Here is a 17,150-nt window from a genome sequence, read left to right as displayed (position 1 = left end):
CGTCTCCTGAGTCCGATCACGATCCGGCGAAGGATGGTGTGAATCTGAATGTGCTTAGGTGTCATCCGCAAAGTTTTTGCGGAGCTGTGGCAAAATACTCTCCAGCGCTTATCATGTTCTTCTCAGCTGTTTCTAAGAATGAGCGTAGGTTTGGCTCACCGACTGTTCCGAGATCCGAGGGGGAACCGAAAATGGCAGTTAGCCGTTTCGTCACCGCAGGCGTCGCACTGGCGACGGCAGGCGCCATCGCCGCGATCCCCGCGATCGCGCCCCCACTCGAGCCGCGCGACATCGCGGTCGTCAACGGCGCCCGCGTCCAGTTGTCCGCGGACATCACCGACCTCATCAACACCTTCTTCAACGAGCCTCCCGGCAACGCCGATGCGGCCGGCACCGTCGGGGTGCCCGGTGTCATCCACCAGTTGTTGCTGAACGCGAACGACGGCGATCCGCGAGCCCAGGAAGTTCTCAACGCGTTCTTCGGGTCCGGCGCTTCGGAGGTCGTGCGGCTGCTGCTGACGCGGGACAACCTCGACCCAGTCACCGTCGCGCAGATCAACGCCTTCTTCAACGGGGGCGCGAGCGACCTCATCCGGCTGCGCCTGTGGATGTACGCCAGCCCGGAGCAACGGTCCTACATCGACAAGTTCTTCGTCACCGCCAATGACGACGCGGGCGGCGCCAACTTCCCGCAGTTCGGTGCTTCGGGTGTGTTCTACAAGTGGCTCACCGGCACGGGCCTCAGCCCGGACCAACAGCAGGCCCTCGACATCTTCTTCAATCGAGGTACTCCGCTCACTGAGCCGAACGAAGAGACCGAGGACCCCGACGACACGGTTCCCGTCCTGGACGAGAACGGCGAACCAGTATTCGTCGGCAGCTCCAACCCCGCCTTCTTCGGTTTCTCGGGCCTGGCGTACCGGGCGATCAAGCAGTCGGGTCTGACGGAGGATCAAAACAAGACCGTCGACGACTTCTTCAACGGCGGGACCTCGCTGGTCGTGAAGAACCGGTTGCTCGCCAGCACCAGCGATCCCGGCCAGATCAACGACATCAACGCCTTCTTCGACAGCGGTCTCGCGGAGAACTTCCGCTGGCGACTGGTCGACGGCGCACCCGATCAGCGGTCGAAGGACCTCTGGAACGAGTTCTTCGACAACGGCGTCACTGGCGTCGTTCGGTACCTGTTGGTCGGTCCGGTGACGCCACCACCAGCGCCGTCGTTGGCCAAGGCCGCGGGTGTGGAGGAGACGGTGGTCAAGACGGCCGAGGTCGATACGACCGAGGTTGATAAGACGGTGGCCGACACGACTGCTGGCGACACGAAGAAGGTTGCCGCAGTAACGGCGCCCGCAGCCGCCCCGGCGCCCGCAGCCGCCCCGGCGCCCGAGCCCGTCAAGTCCACTTCGTCCGTCAAGGAAAAGGTTGCGGACGAGGCAGATGACGCCGACGCCATCAAGACCGGCAACAAGGTCGAGCCGGTCATCATTCTTCCTGGCGAAGGCAAGGCCCCCAAGGCTGGCGAAGGCGGCTTCGGCGTATTCGGTGAAATCGCCGGTGCCATCGGCAGATTCATCACCGGCACCGGTAACACCCCGGCGAAGCCCCCCGCCACCGAGACGGGCACCAGCACGGAGACCGGTACGGAGAGCGGCACCGCCGGCTAGCCAGTACGCAACGCAACGATCAACACATCGGCCCCTTCCATCAAGGAAGGGGCCGATGCGTTTCGATCAGGTCTTCGCCGGTGTTAGGCGGGCGGCTTGCGCTTCTTGCGCCGGATGCCGACGCTGCCCCACAGCGAGAAGCCGCGGATGGTGATGTGCGGTGCGCCGGGCGAGCCGCGGTCGGCGAGGTGGTCGAACGCGCCCATCACGCCCACTCCGTGCACGTCGACGTTCACCTCCGGCGGCAGCAGAATCGTCTGGCCGCCGCAGATCGAGTACGAGTGGATCTCCACCTCCGGCGAGGTGAAGTCGGCATAGCGCAGATCGATCACGCCGCCGCCAAAGAGCGCGAACGACGTCAACCGCCTCGGCACGTTCCAGCGGCCGCGGCGTTCGAATCCGCTCATGATCGCCAAGAGCAACGTCGACGGCGCCGGCCGGCACGGCCCACCGGTGGGGACGGCCGTGGTGGCGCCGGGCAGATCCGCGCTCAGTCGTGCCAGGTCTCCGTAGGTTTGGGCGGCATACGCCTTGGCCAGCCGGTCCTCGTATTCGCTCATCGGAAGGCGGCCTTGGGCGGCAGCATCGGTGAGCAACTGCGCCACGTGAATCCGATCGGTATCGGAGGCGCGGGTCGCACCACTACGCGACACTGGTGTGCTCATCACGACGAGCCTACGACTATCGCCGACACACGCAAGGTTGTTGCCCAAACTGTGGCCGTCGATACGTTGGCGTCCCCTTCAGGACCGAGCCCACTTAGGTGGTCGCTTCTCCAGGAACGCGAGCATTCCCTCGCGCGCCTCCTCCGACACGAACAGCGCGGCCGACTGCTTGGTCAGTTCCTCGGCGTAGCGGTCGAAGCCTGCGAGGATCGACGTCGTGGTGAGCGCCTTTGACGCGGCCAGGCCCTGGGGCGACCCCTTCGCGATGTTCGCGGTCAACGCCGAGACCGCCGCGTCGACGTCCTCAGCGGCGACGGTGACCAGGCCGATCGCGGCGGCCTCGGCGGCGTCGAACTTCTCGCCGGTGACGAAGTAGCGGCCCGCCGCCCGAGGCGTCATCTTCGGCAGCAAGGTCAGCGAGATGATGGACGGCGCCACACCGATGCGGGCCTCGGTGAGCGCGAACGTGCTCGCCGGCCCGGCCACCACGAGGTCGCACGCACCGATCAAGCCGAGTCCGCCGGCCCGCACGTGACCGTCGACCGCGGCGATGACGGGCATCGGCAGTTCGAGGATCGCGCGCAGCACCTGGGTCATCTCACGGGCCCGGTCGACGGCCACGTCGCCGGGATCGCGACCCGCTACCTCGGCGAGGTCGGCGCCCGCGCAGAAGGTTCTGCCGGTGTGGCCAAGAACGACCGCCCGCACGCCCGACTCCTCGGCGGCGTCGCTCAGCCCCTGCTGGAGTTGATGTACCAGGGCGGTCGACAACGCATTGTGATTGTGCGGTGAGTCCAGCACGATGCGCGCGACCGCGCCGTCGACGGAGTAGTGCACCAGTGCGCTCATGAGTACTCAGTATGACCGTGGCAGCCCCAACGACGTCTGGGCGATGAAGTTGAGGATCATCTCGCGGCTCACCGGGGCGATGCGGGCCAGCTTGGACGCCGTCACCGCCGCGGCGATGCCGTACTCCTTGGTCAGGCCGTTGCCGCCCAGCGACTGGACGGCCTGGTCGACCGCGCGAACCGACGCCTCACCGGCGGCGTACTTGGCCATGTTCGCGGCTTCCGCCGCGCCGACGTCGTCACCGCCGTCGTAGAGCGTCGCGGCCTTCTGCATCATCAGTCTGGCCAGCTCGATCTCGATGTGGTTCTGCGCCAGGGGATGTGACAGCCCCTGGTGTGCGCCGATCGGCGTCTTCCACACCTGCCGGCTCTTGACGTAATCGACGGCCTTGTTGATGGCGAACCGTCCCATCCCGACGGCGCTGGCGGCGCCCATGATCCGCTCCGGGTTCAAGCCGGCGAACAACTGGGCGATCGCGGCATCCTCGGATCCCACCAACGCGTCGGCAGGCAGGCGCACGTCGTCGAGGAACACCTGGAACTGGCTTTCGGGACTGACCAGTTCCATCTCGATCTTCGTCCAACTCAAACCGGGTGTGTCGGTGGGGACGACGAACAACGCCGGCCGCAGGTTGCCGGTCTTGGCCTCTTCGGTGCGGCCGACGACGAGTACGGCCTGTGCCTGGTCGACGCCCGAGATGAAGACCTTCTGGCCCTTGAGGATCCAGTCGCTGCCATCACGACGTGCGGTGGTGGTGATCCGGTGCGAATTCGATCCGGCGTCGGGTTCGGTGATGGCGAACGCCATCGTGATGGTCCCGTCGGCGATGCCTGGAATCCAGCGCTTCTTCTGCTCCTCGGTGCCGAACTTGCTGATGATGGTGCCGTTGATGGCGGGGGATACCACCATCATGAGCAGCGCGCAGCCTCCGGCCGACATCTCCTCCATGACCAGCGACAGCTCGTACATGCCCGCGCCGCCGCCGCCGTACTCCTCGGGGAGGTTCACCCCGATGAATCCGAGTTTCCCTGCCTCGCTCCACAACTCGTCGGTGTGCTGGCCGGCGCGCGCCTTCTCCAGGTAGTAGTCCTGACCGTAGTTGGCGGCCATCGCCGCCACGGCCTTGCGCAGCGCCTGCTGTTCCTCGGTCTCGACGAAGCTCATGTCATTCTCCTTTGGGTCACGCGTCTTCTACACGGGCGAGTACGGCGCCGACGTCGACTTGTTGGCCGGCCGAGACGTTGAGTTCGGCGAGCACACCGGCGCTCGGGGCGGTGATGGTGTGCTCCATCTTCATGGCCTCCAGCCAGATCAGCGGCTGGCCCGCCGTCACCCGATCGCCGGCCGCGGCGCCGACCCGGATCACCGACCCCGGCATCGGAGCCAACAACGAGCCCTGCGCGACTGCCGAATCGGGATCGGGGAAGCGGGGTTGGACGGTGAGCCGTATCGGCCCCAGCGGGCCGTCGACGAAGACGTGGTCGGCGTGGCGGGCCACGTCGAACGGCCGCTCGACGCCTCCAGTGGCCAGCACCACCCGATCGGGCGTCGCCGATACCAACGTCACGTCGTCGAAGTCGGGGGCGTCCAGCCGGCCGCGCACGAAGCGGTAGCGGACGTCGTGCTCCTCACCCGCGGCATCGGTGAACCGCTTGGTCTGGTAGCCGGACGGCACGTTGCGCCATCCGCTGGGGACGTGGGAGAAAGCCGGTGCCGTCCGGCGGTTTTCGGCCGCGTCGGCCAGAGCTGCGGCAAGCGTGGCAAGCCTCACCGCGGACGGGTCGGCGAGCGGCGCGGCCAGCTCGGCGAGGCCGTGGGTGTCGAAGAATGCGGTGTCGGTGTCCCCGTCGAGGAACGCCGGATGGCGCAGCACGTTGACCAGCAGATCCCGGTTGGTCGTGATGCCATGCAGGCGTGTCCTGGCCAGTGCGTCGGCCAGGATGCCCGCCGCCTGGCGCCTGGCCGGCGCGGAGGAGATGACCTTGGCGAGCATCGGGTCGTAGAACACCGACACGACCGAGCCGTCCACGATGCCCGAGTCGACGCGCACGCCAGGGCGGTCCAGCGTGCCGAATTCCGTGCGAGTGTTGGGCACGTCGAACCGGTGGATCACGCCGGCCTGGGGCTGCCAGTTCTTGGCGGGGTCCTCGGCGTAGAGCCTCGCCTCGATCGAATGACCGCGTGCGGCTGGTGGTTCGGCGTCCAGGCGCGCACCCGAAGCCACCTCGAGTTGCAAGGCGACCAGGTCCAGACCGGTGGTCTCCTCGGTCACGGGATGTTCGACCTGCAGCCGGGTGTTCATCTCCAGGAAGAAGAAGTCACCGGTCTCGGAGGCCATGAATTCGACGGTCCCCGCGCCGGTGTAGCCGATGGCGTTGGCGGCCAGCCGTGCGGCCTCGAAGAGCTTGGCGCGCATGCCAGGAGTGCGCTCGACGAGCGGCGACGGCGCCTCCTCGATGATCTTCTGGTGTCGACGCTGGATCGAACATTCACGTTCACCGACCGCCCACACCGTGCCGTGCGCGTCCGCCATCACCTGAACCTCGACGTGATGGCCCGTCGCCAGGTAGCGCTCGCAGAAGACCGTCGGATCACCGAACGCCGACTGCGCCTCGCGCTGAGCGGCCTCGACCTGCTTGGGCAGTTCGGCGAGGTCGCGCACGACGCGCATGCCGCGGCCACCGCCACCGGCCGACGCCTTGATCAGCACGGGCAGTTGCGCGGCGGTGACCGAGTCCGGGTCCAATTCCTCGAGTACCGGCACCCCCGCGGCGGCCATCATCTTCTTGGCTTCGATCTTGGAGCCCATCGCCTGCACCGCCGCGACGGGCGGCCCGATCCAGATGAGTCCGGCCCGCTGCACGGCATCGGCGAATTCCGCGTTCTCCGAGAGGAATCCGTAACCAGGGTGGACGGCGTCGGCCCCGGCGGCGCGGGCGGCCGCGATCAGTTGCGCCGCGTCGAGGTAGCCGTTGCGGCCCTCGAGGCGGACGCGGGCGTCGGCCTCGGCGACGTGCGGGCTGGCGGCGTCGGGGTCGGTGTACACGGCGACGGTGCCGATGCCCAGGCGTCGGCAGGTGGCGAACACGCGGCGGGCGATCTCGCCGCGGTTGGCGACCAGCACTCGGGTGATCATCTCGCGCTCTCCTCCACCTCGGCGATTTGTGGAGCCTGAGCGGCGCCCACCGCCGGAAATACTCCACAAATCGCTGGCACGGCGCTCACATCCGGAAGACGCCGAAGTTCGACGTCCCCTTGATCGGGCCATTTGCGATGGCGGACAGACACATTCCGAGCACGGTGCGGGTATCGCGCGGATCGATGACACCGTCGTCGTAGAGCCGGCCGGACAGGAACATCGGCAGGGACTCGGCGTCGATCTGCGCCTCGACGGCCGCGCGCAGCGCAGCGTCGGCATCCTCGTCGACCTCCTGGCCGCGGGCCTCCGCCGCCGCCCGGCTGACGATCGACAGCACGCCCGCCAGCTGCGTCCCGCCCATCACGGCGGACTTGGCGCTCGGCCAGGCGAACAGGAAGCGCGGAGCGTAGGCCCGGCCGCACATGCCGTAGTGCCCGGCGCCGTAGGAGGCGCCGATCAGAAGGGAGATGTGCGGCACGGTCGAGTTGGACACGGCGTTGATCATCATCGAGCCGTGCTTGATCATGCCGCCTTCCTCGTACTTGCGGCCGACCATGTACCCGGTCGTGTTGTGCAGGAACAACAACGGCGTGTCGGACCGGTTCGCCAGCTGGATGAACTGGGTGGCCTTCTGCGACTCCTCGCTGAACAGCACACCGCGGTGGTTGGCGAGGATGCCGATCGGATAGCCGTGCAGGGTGGCCCACCCCGTCACCAGCGATCCGCCGTACAGCGGCTTGAACTCGTCGAACTCGGAGCCGTCGACCACGCGCGCAATCACGTCGCGCGGGTCGAACGGGATGCGCAGATCGGCGGGCACGATGCCGATGAGCTCCTCGGCGTCGAACAGCGGCGCGGTGACCGGCCCCGGCGTCGGACCCTGTTTGCGCCAGTTCAGCCGGGCCACGATGCGGCGGCCGATGCGGATCGCGTCGACTTCGTCGGCGGCCAGGTAGTCACTCAGACCCGAAGTCCGGGAATGCATTTCGGCGCCACCGAGCGACTCGTCGTCGGATTCCTCGCCGGTGGCCATCTTCACCAGGGGCGGCCCGGCCAGGAAGACCTTGGAGCGCTCCTTGATCATCACCACGTGATCGGACATGCCGGGGACGTAGGCGCCGCCCGCCGTGGAGTTGCCGAACACCAGCGCGATGGTGGGGATGCCCGCCGCCGACAGCCGGGTCAGGTCGCGGAACATCCGCCCGCCCGGGATGAAGATCTCCTTCTGGGTGGGTAGATCGGCACCGCCCGACTCGACCAGTGAGACCACCGGCAACCGATTCTCGAACGCAATCTGGTTGGCGCGCAGGATCTTCTTCAACGTCCACGGGTTGCTGGTGCCGCCCTTGACGGTGGGATCGTTGGAGACGATCAGGCATTCGACGCCTTCGACGACGCCGATGCCCGTCACCACGCTGGCGCCGACGGCGAAGTCGGTGCCCCACGCCGCGAGTGGGCTGAGCTCGAGGAACGGCGCGTCGGGGTCCAGGAGCAGTTCGATGCGTTCGCGGGCGGTGAGCTTGCCGCGGGCGTGGTGGCGTTCGACGTACTTGGGGCCACCACCCGCGAGCGCCTTGGCGTGTTCGGTGTCCAGCTCGGCGAGCTTGGCGGTCATCGTCTCCGCCGCCGCGGTGTAGGCCGCCGAGGAGGTGTCGAGTACGGATTTCAGGCTCATGACTGATATCCCAGCGTCTTGGCGGCCAGCGCGGTGAGGATTTCGGTGGTTCCGCCGCCGATGCCCAGGATGCGCATGTCGCGATACTGGCGTTCGATCTCCGATTCCGCCATGTACCCCATGCCACCGAAGAGCTGAACGGCCGCGTTCGCCACCCACTCGCCGGACTCGACGGCGGTGTTCTTCGCGAAACACACCTCGGTGATGAGGTTGGTTTCGCCTTCTAGTTGCCGTTCGACGAGGTGACGGGTGTACACCCGTGCGACGTCCACTCGGCGAGCCATCTCGGCCAGCGTGTTCTGCACCGACTGGCGCGAGATCAAGGGCCTTCCGAACGTCTCCCGGTCACGACACCACTGCACGGTCAGGTCGAGGCAGCGCTGCGCGCTCGAGTATGCCTGCGCCGCAAGACCGACGCGCTCGCTGACGAACGCCGCCGCGATCTGCAGGAAGCCGCTGTGCTCGGCGCCGATCAGGTTCTCGGCGGGCACCCGGACGTCGGTGTAGGACAATTCGGCGGTGTCCGACGAGCGCCATCCCATCTTCTCCAGCTTGCGCGTGACCTCGAAGCCCGGCGTGCCCTTGTCGACGACGATCAACGAAACCCCTGCGGCCCCAGGCCCACCGGTGCGCGCGGCGGTCACGACGTAGTCGGCGCGCACGCCGGAGGTGATGTAGGTCTTGGCGCCGTTGATGACGTAGTGGTCGCCGTCGCGGACCGCCTTCGTGGTGAGGTGCCCGACGTCCGAGCCGCCACCCGGCTCGGTGATGGCCAGCGCGCCGATCTTGTCGCCGCGCAGCGTTGGCCGGACGTAGGTGTCGATCAACCGCCCGTCGCCGGAGGCGATCATGTGCGGTACCGCGATGCCGCAGGTGAACAACGACGCGAACACCCCGCCCGGTGAGCCCGCGTAGTGCATCTCCTCGCAGATGATCACCGCGTCGGCGCCGTCGCCACCGCCACCGCCGACGGCCTCGGGGAATCCCGCACCGAGGAGACCCGCCTCCCCGGCCTTGCGGTGCAGCTCGCGCGGCAACTCGCCGACGCGCTCCCATTCGTCGACGTGGGGCAGCACCTCACGTTCGGCGAACGCGCGCACCGTCTTTCGAAGCTCGTCGCGCTCGGGGGTGGTCCAGATGTTCATGTCAGGAACTCCTCCGGGATGTCCATGTGCCGGCTGCGCAGCCATTCACCGAGGCCCTTCGCCTGCGGGTCGAAACGGGCCTGATGCGCCACGCCCTTCCCGAGGATGCCCTCGATGACGAAGTTGATGGCGCGCAGGTTGGGCAGCAGCTGGCGGGTGACGCCCAGATCCGCCGTCTCCGGCAGCAATTCGCGCAGTTTCTCCACCGTCAGCGCATGGGCCAGCCAGCGCCACTGCTCCGCTGCTCCCGGGGCCCCGGCACGCACCCACACTCCCACGTTCGCATCGCCACCCTTGTCCCCACTCCGTGCTCCCGCGAGGAGTCCCAGCGGTGCGCGACGGGTCTCGCCGAAGGGGAGCGGCTGGGGCAACGCGAACGGTGCGGTCGGCTCGAGCACCTTCGTCTCGGTGGCGGCGGGGATGTCCGTGCGGCTGCCGTCGGCGTGCACAGCGACGTGCGGCACGGTGGTCGCATCGACGTAGCCGGGGGTGAAAACGCCGTACACCTGGCCATCGCCAGGGGGTGCCGTCGTCGTGAAACCCGGGTAGCTGGCCAGCGCCAATTCGACTGCGGCAGAAGAAAAGTGACGCCCGACGTTGGCGGGATCGGGGTCGCGGACCACGCACCGCAGCAACGCGCTGGCAGCTTCCTCGGTGTCGGCGTCGGGGTGGTCGGTGCGCGCCAGCGTCCACTCGAGCTCCGCAGGCTTCACCGTCAGGTTCGCCTCCAATTGGCGGCGGACGAGGTCGGCCTTGGCCTCGATGTCCAGGCCGGTGAGCACGAACGTCATCGCGTTGCGGAAGCCGCCGACGGCGTTGAGCGACACCTTGAGCGTCGGCGGCGGCGGTTCACCCCGCACGTCGGAGATGCGTACGCGGTCGGGTCCGTCGTCGCTCAACACCAGGCTGTCCATTCGCAACGTGACGTCGGGGTTGGCGTAGCGGGCTCCGCCGATCTCGTAGAGCAATTGTGCGGTGACGGTGTCGACGCTGACCAGTCCGCCCGTGCCGGAATGCTTTGTGATGACCGACGACCCGTCGGCGTGGATCTCGGCGATCGGGAACCCGGCGTGGGTGAGGTCGGGCACCTCGGTGAAGAAGGCGTAGTTGCCGCCCGTGGCCTGGACGCCGCATTCGATGACGTGGCCCGCGGCCACCGCACCGGCGAGCGGGTCGTAATCGGTGCGGCCCCAGCCGAAGTGCGCTGCGGCGGGCCCGACGATCACCGAGGCGTCCGTCACCCGGCCCGTGACGACGACGTCGGCGCCCGCGTTTAGACAGTCGACGATGCCCCATGCGCCGAGGTAGGCGTTGGCCGCGAGGGGCGCGGGATCGAAGCCGAGTTCGGCGGCTCGGCCCACCAGGTCGTCACCCTCGACGTGGGCGACCTTGGCGTCGAGGCCCAGCCGGTCGGCCAGCGCGCGGACGGCGGCGGCGAGCCCGGCGGGATTCAGTCCGCCGGCATTGGCGACGATCCGCACGCCCTTGTCGAGCGCGATGCCCAGGCACTCCTCGAGCTGCGTGAGGAACGTCTTCGCGTAGCCGCGTTCTGGTGACTTGGCCCGATCGCGGGCCAGGATCAGCATGGTCAGTTCGGCCAGGTAGTCGCCAGTGACGTAGTCGAGGTCTCCGCCGGTGAGCATCTCCCGCATCGCGGAGTGCCGATCGCCGTAGAAGCCCGAGCAGTTGCCGATGCGGACTGGCTCAGAACGTGCAGCGGTCACCCGTGCTCCCATCAATTCGGCGGCTCAACCAACCGGTAGGTTAGTCGGTACCACCGGTCCCACGCCAGGGCGGTCAGCGCGGACGCGCGCCGACGTCGCGGCGGTACCTATAGCTTGAGTTCGATCTCCACGAAGACAGCGCGTGTGTCGGTGGAGTTGATGACGTTGTGCGACGTGCCGGCGCTGCCTCGGTACGGGGAACCGGCGTCTTGTGTCATCTCACGGGTTGCGCCGTCCGAATCGACGACGGTGAACGTCCCGCCCGTCACGGGCACGACGATGTAGTCGTACTCGTGGACGTGAGGGCCGGTGGCGTCGCCGGTTGCGTCGAAGGTCCAGGTCGTGACTCGGACTTGCTGGTCGTCGATGACGACGGTGGGTTGCGCGGTGTTGACGGGATTGTTCACGGATGGCCATCGTTCCACCCTGCCGAGCGAACCTGCCCCGCGCCGGCTCGCCGGTGAACTTTGACGGTCGGTCATCCGAGAGAACCAATGGCAGGTGATCATGGTAAGCCGGCCTATATAGTCCGACTATGATTCGCCGATTCGCTGCCTGTGCAGGCGTCGCCGCGACGATGCTCGCCATCGCCACTCCAACCGCCGCGGCTGACTCGTCTGCCATGGCCGCCGAGTTCCCGGTCGGGACGTGCATGGACTACCGAAACGACCACTTGGCCTTCGACACCGAGGACCTGCAGTACGTCACGGCTGTGCCGTGCACCGCTCCTGGCCGCGACTATCGGGTCGTGGCGCAGGTCGCCAACGTCACCCAATGCGGTCCCGCGATCAACTACGAATACACGACCCGCGACATGGTCGTGCTGTGCGTCGTGCAGGACCCGCCACCGCCTGCCGCGCCCGTTTTTGGAGGCTGAGCAGCCCACGGGCTATCCTGAAGGGCAATTGCCGACGCCTGCAGCTTTTGTGCGCGGCTACCAGATTTCGATCCCGTTGAAGAGGAGAGCCGATCATGGCTGTGCCCAAGCGCAGAATGTCGCGTTCGAACACCCGTAGTCGGCGTTCACAGTGGAAGGCCGAGGCCCAGGGCCTGGTCAACGTCACCGTGGCGGGTCAGCAGCACAAGGTGCCGCGTCGCCTGCTCAAGGCCGCGCGTCTCGGCCTGGTCGACCTCGACCGCCGCTAGATCGTTTCGCCGCACCAGCGGCGCGCCTCTCAGGCCACTCTCAGACATTGGGATGACACTGTGGCAGTGCGCATACTTGTCGTCGACGACGATCGCGCGGTGCGCGAATCCCTGCGCCGGTCGCTTGCCTTCAATGGCTACTCCGTCGAGCTGGCCCAGGACGGCCTCGAAGCCCTCGAGCTGATCCGTAGCGATCGGCCCGATGCCCTGGTGCTCGACGTGATGATGCCGAGGCTGGACGGTCTCGAAGTGTGCCGTCAGCTCCGCAGCACCGGCGACGATCTCCCCATACTCGTGCTGACCGCCCGGGATTCGGTGTCGGAGCGGGTGGCCGGCCTCGATGCCGGCGCCGACGACTACCTGCCCAAGCCGTTCGCGCTGGAGGAGTTGCTCGCCCGCATGCGGGCGCTGCTGCGGCGCAGAACCGTTGACGATCGCGCCGAGTCGGCGGCCATGACGTTCTCCGACCTGAGCCTCGACCCGGTGACCCGCGAGGTCACGCGCGGCGACCGCCAGATCAGCCTGACCCGAACCGAATTCGCGTTGCTGGAAATGCTGATCGCCAACCCGCGGCGGGTGCTGACCCGCAGCCGCATCCTCGAAGAGGTGTGGGGATTCGACTTCCCGACATCGGGCAACGCCCTCGAGGTGTACGTCGGATACCTGCGCCGCAAGACCGAAGCCGAGGGAGAGCTGCGACTGATTCACACCGTGCGAGGTGTGGGTTACGTGCTGCGCGAGACACCACCCTGATGTCGGTCGGCAGAACATCATTGGTGAGTACGTGGAAGGCGCCCTTCCGCAGACCGGTCACGGCTCCGCCGTCCATGCACGACGCCAGTTCCGTGTCGCTGCGGTGGCGCGTGATGTTGCTCGCCATGTCGATGGTGGCCATGGTCGTGGTGCTGATGGCCCTCGCGGTCTACGCGGTCGTGTCGCGAGCGCTCTACGACGACATCGACAGCCAGCTGCAGAGCCGGGCGCGGTTGCTGATCGAGAGCGGGTCGTTGGCGGCCGATCCCGGCAAGGCCATCGAGGGCACGGCGTACTCCGACGTCAACGCCATGCTGGTGATCCCGGAGCGCACCACGTTCACGGCGAACCAGGAGGGTCAGCATCTGCCGCTCGGCGATCCCGAGAAGGACGTGATCTCGGGCCGGCTGTTGATGTCGTTGCGCACCGCGAACCACCAGCGCGTGCTGGCCGTCCACCTGTCCAACGGCAGTTCACTGCTGATCTCGAAGAGCCTGGCACCCACGGGCGAGGTGCTCAAGCGGCTCGGGTCCATCCTGCTGATCGTCGGCGGTCTTGGCATGGCCGTCGCGGCGATCGCGGGTGGAACGGTTGCCCGCACCGGATTGCGACCGGTGGCGCGGCTCACGGAAGCCGCGGAGCGGGTGGCGCGCACCGATGACCTTCGGCCCATCCCCGTCCATGGCAGCGACGAACTCGCCCGGCTGACCGAGGCGTTCAACATGATGCTGCGGGCTCTGGCCGAGTCCAGGGAACGCCAGGCGCGGCTGGTGACCGACGCCGGTCACGAGCTGCGCACGCCGTTGACGTCGCTGCGCACGAACGTGGAGTTGTTGATGGCCTCGATGGCGCCGGGCGCGCCGCGCCTGCCGGACAACGAGATGGCGGACCTGCGAACGGACGTCATCGCCCAGATCGAGGAATTGTCCACGTTGGTAGGGGACTTGGTCGATCTGACCCGCGACGACGCGGGTGTGACCATTCACGAGCCCGTCGACATGACGGAGGTCCTCGACCGCAGCCTCGAACGGGTTCGGCGGCGCCGCAACGACATCGGGTTCGACGTGAACGTCGAGGGCTGGCAGGTGTACGGAGACGGCGCCGGGCTTTCGCGGGCCGTGCTCAACCTGCTCGACAACGCGGCGAAGTGGAGCCCTCCCGGTGGCAGGGTCGCGGTGCGGTTGACGCAGGTCGACCCGGTCAACGCGCAGCTCGTCGTGTCCGACCACGGCTCCGGGATTTCGCCCCAGGAGCGACGGCTGGTGTTCGAACGGTTCTACCGCTCCACCGCGGCGCGGGCCATGCCTGGTTCCGGCCTCGGCTTGGCAATCGTGAAGCAGGTCGTGCTGAAACACGGTGGGACGCTTTGGATCGAGGACACGGTGCCCGGTGGAAATCCGCCGGGGACGTCGATCCACGTGGTCTTGCCGGGTAGGCCCGCCCCGACACGCATGCAGAGTCCGGTGGACGGGGCGGACGCCAACGCAGAGAATGGATGAACTCGGGTGGGGAAGATCCGGGTGGGAAACCACTACAAAGTCTGGGGATGTGCCGAACGTTCTCTAAGTGGATTCTCAGACCGCAGGGGCACTGTCAGGTTGCGCCATTCGTTCTACCTGTGACGGACAGACGCCGGAACTACTACTCGTAGGAAGAGCACCACCTGCAATGACGAATCATCCGAGGTATTCGCCGCCGCCACCGCCGGGCCACCGGCCGGGCCCCTATGACGGCATGGCGCCGGGTTACCCCGCCGCGCCGCGGCAAGGTGCTCCACAGCAGCCGTATGACTGGCGTTATGCCACGCAGCAGCAGGCCTACCGCGGTCCGCACGACCCGTACCGCGGCGGGCCGCAGCAGCCGGGCATGCCCGGGCAGCAACATCCGCAAGCGCCTCGAAAGCGTTCCCGCGCAGGGTCTTTGACGATCGGCGCGTTGGCGATCGCCTTGGTTTCCGCTGGCGTCGGCGGCGGCGTTGCGACGTTGGTGAAGCCCGACCGTCCTGCGGTCACCAGCAGCGCGTTGGGCGCTGCGCCGAGCGAGCCCGCGGCCAGCCTGCCCGCCGGTTCGGTCGAGCAGGTCGCGGCCAAGGTAGTGCCCAGCGTGGTCAAGCTGGAGACCGACATGGGTCGGCAATCGGAGGAGGGCTCGGGCATCATCCTGTCGTCCGACGGCCTGATCCTGACCAACAATCACGTGGTGGCGGCGGCCAAGGGCGGGCCGGAGGTGCCGGGCGCACCCGCCGCCACGCAGACCAAGGTGACCTTCGCGAACGGCAACACCACCTCGTTCACCGTGGTGGGCGCCGATCCGAGCAGTGACATCGCCGTCGTCCGCGCGGAAGGCGCTTCCGGTTTGACTCCCATCACCCTCGGCTCGTCGGCCAACCTGCGGGTGGGCCAGGACGTCGTCGCCATCGGATCGCCGCTCGGGCTCGAGGGCACCGTCACCACCGGCATCGTCAGCGCCCTGAACCGGCCGGTGGCCGCGGGTGGTGACGCGCAGAACCAGAACACGGTGCTCGACGCCATCCAAACCGACGCCGCCATCAACCCTGGCAACTCCGGTGGCGCGCTGGTCAACATGAACGGCGAGCTGGTGGGCGTGAACTCGGCCATCGCGACGCTCGGCGGCGAGTCGGCGGATTCGCAGAGCGGCTCCATCGGCCTCGGCTTCGCCATCCCCGTCGACCAGGCCAAGCGCATCGCCGATGAACTCATCCAGAACGGCACGGCGGCACACGCCTCGCTCGGCGTGCAGGTCGGCAACGACGCGGGCGTCGACGGCGCGAAGATCGTCGACGTGACGGCCGGTGGCGCCGCTGCTGCGGCCGGACTGCCCAGCGGCGTCGTCGTCACCAAGATCGACGACAGGGTGATCAGCAACGCGGACGCTCTGGTGGCCGCGGTCCGGTCCAAGGCGCCCGGCGACCAGGTGACGCTGACCTACCTCGACCCGGCGGGCAAGCCGCAGTCGGTGCAGGTCACCTTGGGCAAGGCGGCGCAGTGACGATCGCGCCCGGACGTCCGACCCTCGTTATGGCTTCGCCGGCGTCGGCGGCGGGATATACGGTTGCAATCATGGAACAGCCTGCGGAACTGGTCGGCCGAGCACTCGTCGTCGTCGTCGATGACCGCACCGCGCACGGTGACGAGGAAGACCACAGCGGACCCTTGGTCACCGAACTGCTCGGCGAGGCCGGGTTCGTGGTGGATGGCGTCGTCGTGGTTTCTGCGGACGAGATCGAAATCCGCAACGCACTGAACACCGCCGTCATCGGCGGCGTCGATCTGGTGATCTCGGTCGGTGGCACCGGCGTCACGCCGCGTGACGTGACGCCGGAGGCCACCAGGACCATCCTCGATAGGGAACTGCTCGGCATCTCCGAGGCGCTGCGCGCGTCCGGCCTCTCGGCGGGCATCGTCGACGCTGGCGTGTCCCGTGGGTTGGCCGGGATCTCGGGCAGCACCCTGGTCGTCAACATCGCTGGATCCAGGGGCGCGGTTCGCGACGGCATGGCCACGCTCGGCCCTCTGGCGACCCAGGTAATCGGTCAGCTATCGAGTCTGGAGATCTGACCCGTTGCATTCACCTGCGCCGCGCAACCGCTCAATGGGCTGGTCTGCGCGGCAATTCCGGCTGTCGTCAACGCTTGACACCGCCGCCCGCGTTGGGTTAACGGCGTATGAACAGCAACGCGGGCGCATGTGTGATCTTCGTCACACTCGAGGTCGCTCGTGAACGAACCGACGCCACCTTCGCGGGATGTAGTTAACAAGATTTTCGGTGATTCGATTCCCGACACGACGCGCGACGAGCGCGACGACGCCGCATCCGCCGACGAGGCCGAGCGTGAGCGTTGGTTGCGGGACAACGTCCCACCCCACCATGCCTGAGCTGTGATTTCGCATTGACGGCGGGAAACAGCAGGTCCCACCGCACAATTGGGTAGTCGCCGCGCTATGCGGGACGGACGTCCAACTTTCCGCTCGCGCTAACACCACGGCGGTCCCACTGGTCCTCCGCTCGTAGCGGCAGCAAAGTCCGCTCACGACCTGACACTGCGCCATGCGCCGACCCGCTTGCGTTGCCGCGTGGATGCCTCCCCGTTATGTTTCTGCTGTCAACGATGAGCAATACGTAAGAACAGCATGTGGGATTTCTAATTCCGCTCACATGGACGTCTTGCGCGGTGTGTGGTTTAGCGACAGAGTCACATGCCACGGAAACATGGTGAACCTTCGGGTGAGCCGTACTACAGAGCTAGGGAGAACATGAAGGCATTCAGTCGGGTGCTGGTCGCACTCGTGGCGGCCATTGCGGCTCTGTTCGCGAGCACGGGCACGTCACACGCAGGTCTGGACAACGAGCTGAGTCTGGTGGACGG

At 67.4% G+C, this 17,150-nt stretch carries 16 protein-coding genes and 1 pseudogene; 9 read left to right on the top strand and 8 right to left on the bottom strand.

The window, feature by feature from the left end; translation table 11 throughout:
- Positions 1–191 precede the first annotated feature (191 nt).
- Positions 192–1,667 (top strand): hypothetical protein, encoded by a 1,476-nt coding sequence (locus tag N536_RS0133480; RefSeq protein WP_029117601.1) that lies wholly within the window; start codon positions 192–194, stop codon positions 1,665–1,667.
- A gap of 83 nt (positions 1,668–1,750) precedes the next feature.
- Here the strand turns inward: N536_RS0133480 and N536_RS0133475 are convergent, their stop codons facing one another.
- From N536_RS0133475 to N536_RS0133440, 8 genes are all read right to left on the bottom strand, one after another.
- Positions 1,751–2,332 carry a DUF1707 domain-containing protein gene (locus N536_RS0133475; protein ID WP_029117600.1) on the bottom strand — a complete coding sequence of 194 codons (582 nt, stop codon included), beginning with the start codon at positions 2,330–2,332 and terminating at the stop codon, positions 1,751–1,753.
- A gap of 78 nt (positions 2,333–2,410) precedes the next feature.
- Entirely contained in the window at positions 2,411–3,181 is a 771-nt protein-coding gene (locus tag N536_RS0133470) for an enoyl-CoA hydratase family protein (RefSeq protein ID WP_029117599.1), read from the bottom strand.
- A 6-nt stretch (positions 3,182–3,187) separates the two neighbouring features.
- Positions 3,188–4,345, bottom strand: coding sequence for an acyl-CoA dehydrogenase family protein (locus N536_RS0133465; protein WP_029117598.1), 1,158 nt, complete (start codon positions 4,343–4,345; stop codon positions 3,188–3,190).
- 16 nt (positions 4,346–4,361) lie between these two features.
- Positions 4,362–6,317: a biotin carboxylase N-terminal domain-containing protein gene (locus N536_RS0133460; protein WP_029117597.1), complete on the bottom strand. Its 1,956-nt coding sequence runs from the start codon at positions 6,315–6,317 to the stop codon at positions 4,362–4,364.
- A gap of 85 nt (positions 6,318–6,402) precedes the next feature.
- Positions 6,403–7,995 (bottom strand): acyl-CoA carboxylase subunit beta, encoded by a 1,593-nt coding sequence (locus tag N536_RS0133455; RefSeq protein ID WP_029117596.1) that lies wholly within the window; start codon positions 7,993–7,995, stop codon positions 6,403–6,405.
- Complete coding sequence (locus N536_RS0133450) at positions 7,992–9,140, bottom strand: acyl-CoA dehydrogenase family protein (RefSeq protein ID WP_029117595.1); 1,149 nt, start codon at positions 9,138–9,140, stop codon at positions 7,992–7,994. Before N536_RS0133450 ends, N536_RS0133455 begins: the two co-directional genes overlap by 4 nt.
- Positions 9,137–10,864 carry an acyclic terpene utilization AtuA family protein gene (locus tag N536_RS0133445; RefSeq protein WP_029117594.1) on the bottom strand — a complete coding sequence of 576 codons (1,728 nt, stop codon included), beginning with the start codon at positions 10,862–10,864 and terminating at the stop codon, positions 9,137–9,139. The genes N536_RS0133450 and N536_RS0133445 overlap by 4 nt, the downstream gene beginning before the upstream one ends.
- A 107-nt stretch (positions 10,865–10,971) precedes the next feature.
- Positions 10,972–11,271: a hypothetical protein gene (locus tag N536_RS0133440; RefSeq protein WP_029117593.1), complete on the bottom strand. Its 300-nt coding sequence runs from the start codon at positions 11,269–11,271 to the stop codon at positions 10,972–10,974.
- A 128-nt stretch (positions 11,272–11,399) separates the two neighbouring features.
- On the opposite strand from N536_RS0133440, the gene N536_RS0133435 reads away from it, so the two are divergent.
- The 8 genes and pseudogenes from N536_RS0133435 to N536_RS40250 form a co-directional block, all read left to right on the top strand.
- On the top strand, positions 11,400–11,741 hold the full coding sequence (locus tag N536_RS0133435; RefSeq protein WP_029117592.1) for a hypothetical protein: 342 nt from the start codon (positions 11,400–11,402) through the stop codon (positions 11,739–11,741).
- Between the two features lie 95 nt (positions 11,742–11,836).
- The gene (gene rpmF / locus N536_RS0133430) at positions 11,837–12,010 is read left to right on the top strand and encodes a 50S ribosomal protein L32 (RefSeq protein ID WP_029117591.1); all 174 of its coding nucleotides are present in this window, start codon (positions 11,837–11,839) and stop codon (positions 12,008–12,010) included.
- 66 nt (positions 12,011–12,076) lie between these two features.
- Positions 12,077–12,763, top strand: coding sequence for a response regulator transcription factor (locus tag N536_RS0133425; RefSeq protein WP_029117590.1), 687 nt, complete (start codon positions 12,077–12,079; stop codon positions 12,761–12,763).
- A gap of 74 nt (positions 12,764–12,837) precedes the next feature.
- Positions 12,838–14,262 (top strand): HAMP domain-containing sensor histidine kinase, encoded by a 1,425-nt coding sequence (locus N536_RS40255; RefSeq protein ID WP_051574956.1) that lies wholly within the window; start codon positions 12,838–12,840, stop codon positions 14,260–14,262.
- Positions 14,263–14,431: 169 nt separating this feature from the next.
- On the top strand, positions 14,432–15,772 hold the full coding sequence (locus N536_RS0133415) for a S1C family serine protease (RefSeq protein WP_029117589.1): 1,341 nt from the start codon (positions 14,432–14,434) through the stop codon (positions 15,770–15,772).
- A gap of 29 nt (positions 15,773–15,801) precedes the next feature.
- On the top strand, positions 15,802–16,341 hold the full coding sequence (locus N536_RS0133410; RefSeq protein WP_155948857.1) for a molybdenum cofactor biosynthesis protein B: 540 nt from the start codon (positions 15,802–15,804) through the stop codon (positions 16,339–16,341).
- Between the two features lie 159 nt (positions 16,342–16,500).
- Positions 16,501–16,659 carry a hypothetical protein gene (locus N536_RS42720; protein ID WP_197040291.1) on the top strand — a complete coding sequence of 53 codons (159 nt, stop codon included), beginning with the start codon at positions 16,501–16,503 and terminating at the stop codon, positions 16,657–16,659.
- A 378-nt stretch (positions 16,660–17,037) separates the two neighbouring features.
- Positions 17,038–17,150, top strand: a pseudogene (locus N536_RS40250) (porin); the annotation flags it as partial.

This window comes from Mycobacterium sp. URHB0044, assembly GCF_000620625.1.
Lineage (GTDB): Bacteria > Actinomycetota > Actinomycetes > Mycobacteriales > Mycobacteriaceae > Mycobacterium.
This window is presented reverse-complemented; position numbering and strand designations above follow the sequence as displayed.